Raw genomic sequence first — 6,163 nt, forward strand, 5'->3', positions numbered from 1 at the left:
CCATCCCCCCACGATCCGGAGGCACTTGTGCGCAGACCCCTGCCCCTCCTCGTCGCCGCCGCCCTCACCGCGGCCACCCTCCTCACCGCCGGCCCGCCCGCCACGGCCGTCGACGCCGACCTCGTCCGCAACGGCGGCTTCGAATCCGGCCTCGACGGCTGGAGCTGCTCCGCCGGCAGCGGAGCCGTCGTCAGCGCCCCCGTCCACGGCGGGAGCTCCGCCCTCCGGGCCACCCCGGCCGGCCAGGACAACGCCCGCTGCTCCCAGACCGTCACCGTCAAGCCGGACTCCGCCTACACCCTCGGCGCCTGGGTGCAGGGCGCGTACGTCTACCTCGGCGCGAGCGGCACCGGCACCACCGACGTCTCCACCTGGACCCAGACCCCCGGCGCCTGGAAACAGCTGACCACGAGCTTCCGCACCGGCCCCGCCACCACCTCCGTCACCGTCTACACCCACGGCTGGTACGGCCAGCCCGCCCACCTCACCGACGACGTCACCCTGACCGGCCCCGACCCCGGCGGCCCCGGCCCGACCCAGCCCCCGGCCGCCCCCACCGGCCTCACGGCGACCGCCACCTCCTCCAGCGCGGTCGCCCTGACCTGGACGGCGGCCCCCGGAGCCACCTCCTACACCGTCCGCCGCGACGGCGCCGACCCCCTGACCGCCACCACCCCCTCGGCCACGATCACCGGACTCGCCCCCGCCACCCCCTACACCTTCACGGTCGCCGCGGCCAACGCCGCCGGGGAGTCCCCCCGCAGCGCCCCCGTCACCGTCACCACCCCGCCCGGCGGCGGCGACCCGGGCACCCCCGGCCTGCCCGCCCACGCCCTCGTCGGCTACCTCCACACCAGCTTCGCCAACGGCTCCGGCTACCTGCGCATGGCCGACGTCCCCGACTCCTGGGACGTCATCGACCTCGCCTTCGGCGAACCGACCTCCGCCACCTCCGGCGACATCCGCTTCCAGCTCTGCCCGGTCTCCGCATGCCCCGGAGCGGAGACCCCGGCCGAGTTCAAGGCGGCCGTCAAGGCCAAACGGGCGGCGGGCAAGAAGGTCCTCCTCTCCATCGGCGGCCAGAACGGCCAGGTCCAGCTCACCACCACGGCCGCCCGGGACGCGTTCGTCTCCTCCGTCTCGCGGATCATCGACGAGTACGGGCTCGACGGCGTCGACGTCGACTTCGAGGGCCACTCCCTCTCCCTCGCCACCGGCGACACCGACTTCCGGGCCCCCACCACCCCCGCGATCGTGAACCTGATCGCCGCGCTGAAGACCCTCAAGGCCAGGTACGGCTCCGGCTTCGTCCTGACCATGGCCCCCGAGACCTTCTTCGTCCAGCTGGGGTACCAGTACTACGGCTCCGGCCCCTGGGGCGGCCAGGACCCGCGCGCGGGCGCCTACCTCCCCGTCATCCACGCCCTGCGCGACGACCTGACCCTGCTCCACGTCCAGGACTACAACTCCGGCCCGATCATGGGCCTCGACGGCCAGTACCACTCCATGGGCGGCGCCGACTTCCACACGGCGATGACCGACATGCTGCTCACCGGCTTCCCGGTCGCCGGGAACACCTCCCGCGTCTTCCCGCCCCTGCGCCCGGACCAGATCGCCATCGGCCTCCCGGCCACCCCGAACGCGGGCAACGGCCACACCCCGCCCGCCGAGGTGACCAAGACCCTCGACTGCCTCACCAAGCACACCGCCTGCGGCCCCTACCAGCCCCACGGCACCTGGCCCGCCCTGCGCGGCCTGATGACCTGGTCGATCAACTGGGACCACTTCGGCGGCTGGGAATTCAGCCGGAACTTCGACGCGTACTACGGCGGCTGATCCAGAACGTCCGCCCACACCCGGGCCGCAGCCCCGGACGGCTCCGGCCCGGCCAGGCGGCCGAGCAGCCACCGCAGGTCCACCGCCACCGACCGCACCCGCGCCGACGTGGCGCCGTCCCAGTCCCGCACGGCCACCCGGGCCCCCGTCGCCTCGGGGCCACCGGGATGGACCAGCACGCACGCGGCCGGGGTCCCCAGCGCGTGGGCGTAGAGGAACGCCTGGTACAGATCGGCCGTCGAGAGCTTCTTGCGGTCGTAGAGCTTGTACTTCGCGTCGACCGGCAGCCTGAACGGCCTGCCGTCACGCTCGCCCAGGATCAGGACGTCCGGCCGTACCTCGCTGTAGGGGGACCGGGCCCGCTCGTCGAACAGCACCCGCCGGTGCCGGGCCTGGGCGTCCACGCGCAGGCCGAGCCCGCTGCCCGCCGCCCCCTCCTGCAGGAGCCGGGTCACGAAGTCCTCGAACAGGCCGTTCATGTCGACCAGGAACGCCCGGGAGGCCAGCGGCCCCGCGCCGAACAGCCCGTCGAGCCCGCCGCCCGACAGCAGCAGCTCCGCCCACCGGTGCGCGGAGCGGTAGTGGGCGTTGTGCCGGTGGTATTCCAGGCCGGCGACGACGGCGCGCAGATCACCGAGCGGCGTGGGCGCCAGCGCCGCGAACTGCGCGGCCGCCCGGCGGGCACGGGCCCGCAGCCCGTCGGGGCGGGCCGTCCGGGCGACCCGCTCCAGAGCGGCCGCGCACAGCCGGTTGTCCGGGACGTCCGCGTCGTGCTCGTCGAACCTGCAGGCCAGGCGGTCGAGCCGGCCGTGGTGCCGCAGTATCTGGCGGTCCGCCAGCAACCGGCCGCGCACGACGGGCAGGTCGTCCTCCCTGGTGAGGTAGTCCCGCCGGACGCCGTGGCGCAGCAGCCGCTCGCCGTGCTCCGTGACCATCAGCGCCACGAGGTCGCGCAGATCGGGATCGCCCGCCGTCAGGTCCTGCTCCGAGGACAGGAGCCGTCCCGTCCCGCCCGCCGCGTAGTCGAGCATGCGCAGGACGTCGAGCCCGCCGCCGAGGTACTTGGGCAGGACGCGGATCTCGCACGCCTCCAGCCGCACCACCCCGACGTACGCGGTCGCCTCCACCTCGAGACCGCCCCCGGCGGACTCCCGGACGCGCAGCATCCCGTCCAGGGCGCCATCGGCGAGGAGCCGCCGGTCGGCCGGGGTGAGGCAGGCCCCGGGGAAGACCCGGGAACCGTGCTCACTCAGGCTGAGACGCATGGGCCTTGACCTGGAGCTCCTCGTACAACGCCGACACCAGCCGCTCGTCGTCGAGGTCCCGGGGACTGTGCGCCACGGGGTCTATCACGGTGGTGCCGAGGAACCCGGCCAGGAGGCCGTAGTCGTCGTAGGCGTACTCCTGGAGCAGGGGCAGGATCTCGTCACGGACGACGGCCGCCAGCTCCTGCGGGGTGGCGACGGGCTCTCCGCCGGGCAGGAGGAAGGCCTGCCCGATCTGCTTCTCGCGGTCGAGGCCGACGCGGATGCGGGCGTTGAGCTCGGTCAGGAACACCTTGAGGTCGAGCGGTCCGACCACGGCGTCGGCGAGCGGCTCGGTGTCGGGCAGCAGCTCCAGGAAGGCGAAGCGGCGGCGGATCGCCGAGTCGAGCATCCGGATCGAACGGTCGGCGGTGTTCATCGTCCCGAGCAGCTGCACGTTGGGCGGGACGGCGAAGTCCTCCCCGCTCAGCGGGAGGGTGACGGTGTAGCCGCGCTTGTCCTTCTCCAGGAGGGTGATCAGCTCGCCGAAGATCTTGGGCAGGTCACCGCGGTTCAGCTCGTCGACGAGGACCAGGTAGGTGTGGCCGGGATCCTGCTCGGCCCGCGCGCACACCCGCTTGAACACCCCGTCCCGTACCTCCAGGGAGAGGCCGGCCGTTCCCTTCGCCGGCCGCAGGGCCTCGATGAAGTCCTCGTAGCCGTAGTTCGGGTGGAAGGTGACCATGGTCAGCCGGCCCGCCCCGACCAGTGCCCGGTGCGTCGCCCGGAAGGCCGGCTCGCCGGGGTCGGCGTACGGGTGGAGACCGGGCAGGTCGTCCGCGAGCTCCCCCAGACGGCGGACGGCGTAGCGCAGCGCCTCGTACGTCTTGCCGGTGCCGGGCGGCCCGTAGAGCACGGCCTGCCCGCGCCGGTCGAGGGCGTCCCCGATGCGCTGCAGCACGGGGTCGAGCGGGGCGGGAGGGGTGTCCGCCACCGGCTCGGCGGCGTCCTCGGCCCCTTCCCCGGCGGCCAGGGCGCCCGAGCGGGCCCGGGCCACCCGCTCCCAGACGGCCGGCTTGACCTCGGCCAGGAAACCGGCGCGCCAGGAGACGGGCGGCTGCAGGACCGTCGCGTACGACGCGTCCCACTCCACCGCGACCGAGTGCCGCGGCCGGTCCCCCTCGGAGTGCAGCCAGGCGTATCCGTCGTCCGTGACCCGGCCCACGCCGAGGACCTCGGTGTTCCCGCTGGTCGCCACGATCCGGTCGCCGGGCCGCAGCAGCAGCAGTTCCCAGAGGGGGAGCAAGCCGGGGCGGCCCGTGCACGCCTCGGCGAACTCCTCTCGGTCGGCGAAGCGGTGCAGGTCGCCCACGTCCTCGCCCTTCGGGGTGACGGCGATGTGGCCCGTCTCCAGCCAGGACGGCCACAGGCCCGCGACGTCGACGTCCAGCCGGAGGGTCCGCGGTGCGCTCGGCGTCGGGGCCCACCACAGCAGGAAGCGGGCGGCGAGGTCCGCAGACCAGCCGGAGGGGATCCCCGTACGGTCGAACAACTGCTTGAGGTACGCCTTCCGCTCGAACGGCCGCATCTGCGGCACCGGGCCGTCGGCCAGCAGCCCCACGAAGTGCCGGGTGAGGCTGTCCGCGTAGAGCGGCAGCACGGAGCCGTTCGCGTACACGTGCAGGGTCTTGGCGATGACCGTGTTCCCGGCCCGGACGGCGGTGATCCCGTCGATGTCGCCGACCCGGCCGTCACGGGCCGAGCGGACGGCCTCCACGATCCCCGAGCGCACGGCCTCCCAGGCCTCGGAGACGTCCTCGAAGCGGGAGTCGTGCCACCAGTTGCCGTCGTTGCGCCGGTAGACGAGGTGCTTCATGGCCGAGCCGCCCGTGATGCTGCCGAGCCGCCCGCTGCCGTACTCGATGACGTACGAGTAGGCGTCGTTCCCGGTGCCCTGACCGAGGGCGTAGCGCTCCAGGGGGAGGTGCTCCCAGTCGGCGAACGGGAAGCGGGTGCGGATGAGCGCCGCCTCCCGGTCCGCGGCCTCGGCGTCGGCCCGGTGGCGTTCGGCGTCGAAGACCGCGGCCGCCCACTCGACGGGGCAGTACGGCAGGCTCTCCGCGCGGGCGGCGCCGACCGGGCGCAGTACGCAGGAGCAGAGGCCGGTCAGGGGCTGGTTCTGGGAGTTGACCAGGCCGATCCCGCGCGCGTAGGCGGCGGGGTCGGGCGCGTCGAGCAGCCGCCACCAGAGCAGGCCGTCGGGGTCGTCGGGGAAGGTGTCGAGACTGCCGGAGTCCGTCAGGTGGCCGCACGCCGGGTCGTGGTGGATCTTGCGGCCGCTGAGGGGCAGCAGGATCGAACCTCCCGACAGGGTCACCTCACACGGGCGCCCCCCGACCGTGAGCGCGTACTTCCGCTGCCGCGGGCTCTCTTCCCCCACCGGATCCCCCTCCGCTGTCGACCGGGACGACCGTACGACACCGCCCACCGCACGCCCAGCAGCAGGGGGGTGCACATCAGGAGGCTGGCCAGGACGTCCAGGGGCCAGTGGAAGCCGCGCAGGAGCAGGCCCGCCGCGGTCAGGGCCGTCAGGGCCGCCGCGGTGGGCAGGGGCCAGCGGCGGCGGGTGTGGGGGGTGAGGAGGAGGGCCGCGGCGGTGTAGGCCGTCAGGGCCGTGGCCGTGTGGCCGGAGGGGTAGTAGCCGGCGGCCCAGGGCTCCAGCGGGCCCGGGCGGGCGGTCCACTCCTTGAGGGGCACGATCAGCGCCGGCACCAGGGCCATCGCCAGACCGGCCGCGAGGGCGGCGAGGCGGTGCCCGCGCCGGACGGCGTACGCCATGGCCGCCACGAGGACGGGAACGGCGACCTCGACGTTCCCCAGGTCCGCGAGGCGCTCCGTGACAGCGTCCGGGACGGCGCGCACCAGGGCGCGGCTCAGCTCCTGATCCGGGGTCAGCAGCGGGCCCCCGTCGAGGACCTGCCAGGTGATCAGGGCGAAGAGGGCGGCGCAGACGGCCGAGAGGAGCACGGGGAGGGAGGGGAGGGAGGGGAAAAGGGCCGGCCGTCCCGGAACAGGGGGGGTGG

Annotated in this window: 4 protein-coding genes; 1 reads left to right on the top strand and 3 read right to left on the bottom strand. The window is 74.2% G+C overall.

Annotation, left to right across the window (positions count from 1 at the left end; genetic code table 11):
- The first annotated feature begins 39 nt into the window (after positions 1–39).
- Positions 40–1,836, top strand: coding sequence for a chitinase (locus tag ACFVXK_RS08115; protein ID WP_389610693.1), 1,797 nt, complete (start codon positions 40–42; stop codon positions 1,834–1,836).
- Here ACFVXK_RS08115 and ACFVXK_RS08120 read toward each other — a convergent pair.
- The 3 genes from ACFVXK_RS08120 to ACFVXK_RS08130 all read right to left on the bottom strand — a co-directional run.
- Positions 1,824–3,101, bottom strand: coding sequence for an McrC family protein (locus tag ACFVXK_RS08120; protein WP_389610688.1), 1,278 nt, complete (start codon positions 3,099–3,101; stop codon positions 1,824–1,826). The two genes, ACFVXK_RS08115 and ACFVXK_RS08120, sit on opposite strands and share 13 nt — an antisense overlap.
- A complete protein-coding gene (locus ACFVXK_RS08125) occupies positions 3,082–5,457 on the bottom strand; it encodes an AAA family ATPase (RefSeq protein WP_389610689.1) in 2,376 nt (791 codons plus the stop codon). The genes ACFVXK_RS08120 and ACFVXK_RS08125 overlap by 20 nt, the downstream gene beginning before the upstream one ends.
- The coding region (locus ACFVXK_RS08130) for a phosphatase PAP2 family protein (RefSeq protein WP_389610690.1) at positions 5,454–6,163 on the bottom strand (710 nt) is incomplete at its 5' end. The genes ACFVXK_RS08130 and ACFVXK_RS08125, both read right to left, overlap by 4 nt.

The organism is Streptomyces sp. NPDC058157 (genome assembly GCF_042884105.1).
GTDB lineage: Bacteria > Actinomycetota > Actinomycetes > Streptomycetales > Streptomycetaceae > Streptomyces.

Coding starts and splice junctions, on each gene's coding strand:
- ACFVXK_RS08120 (WP_389610688.1), bottom strand. CDS start 3,101: ATGCGTCTCAGCCTGAGTGAGCACGGTTCCCGGGTCTTCCCCGGGGCC.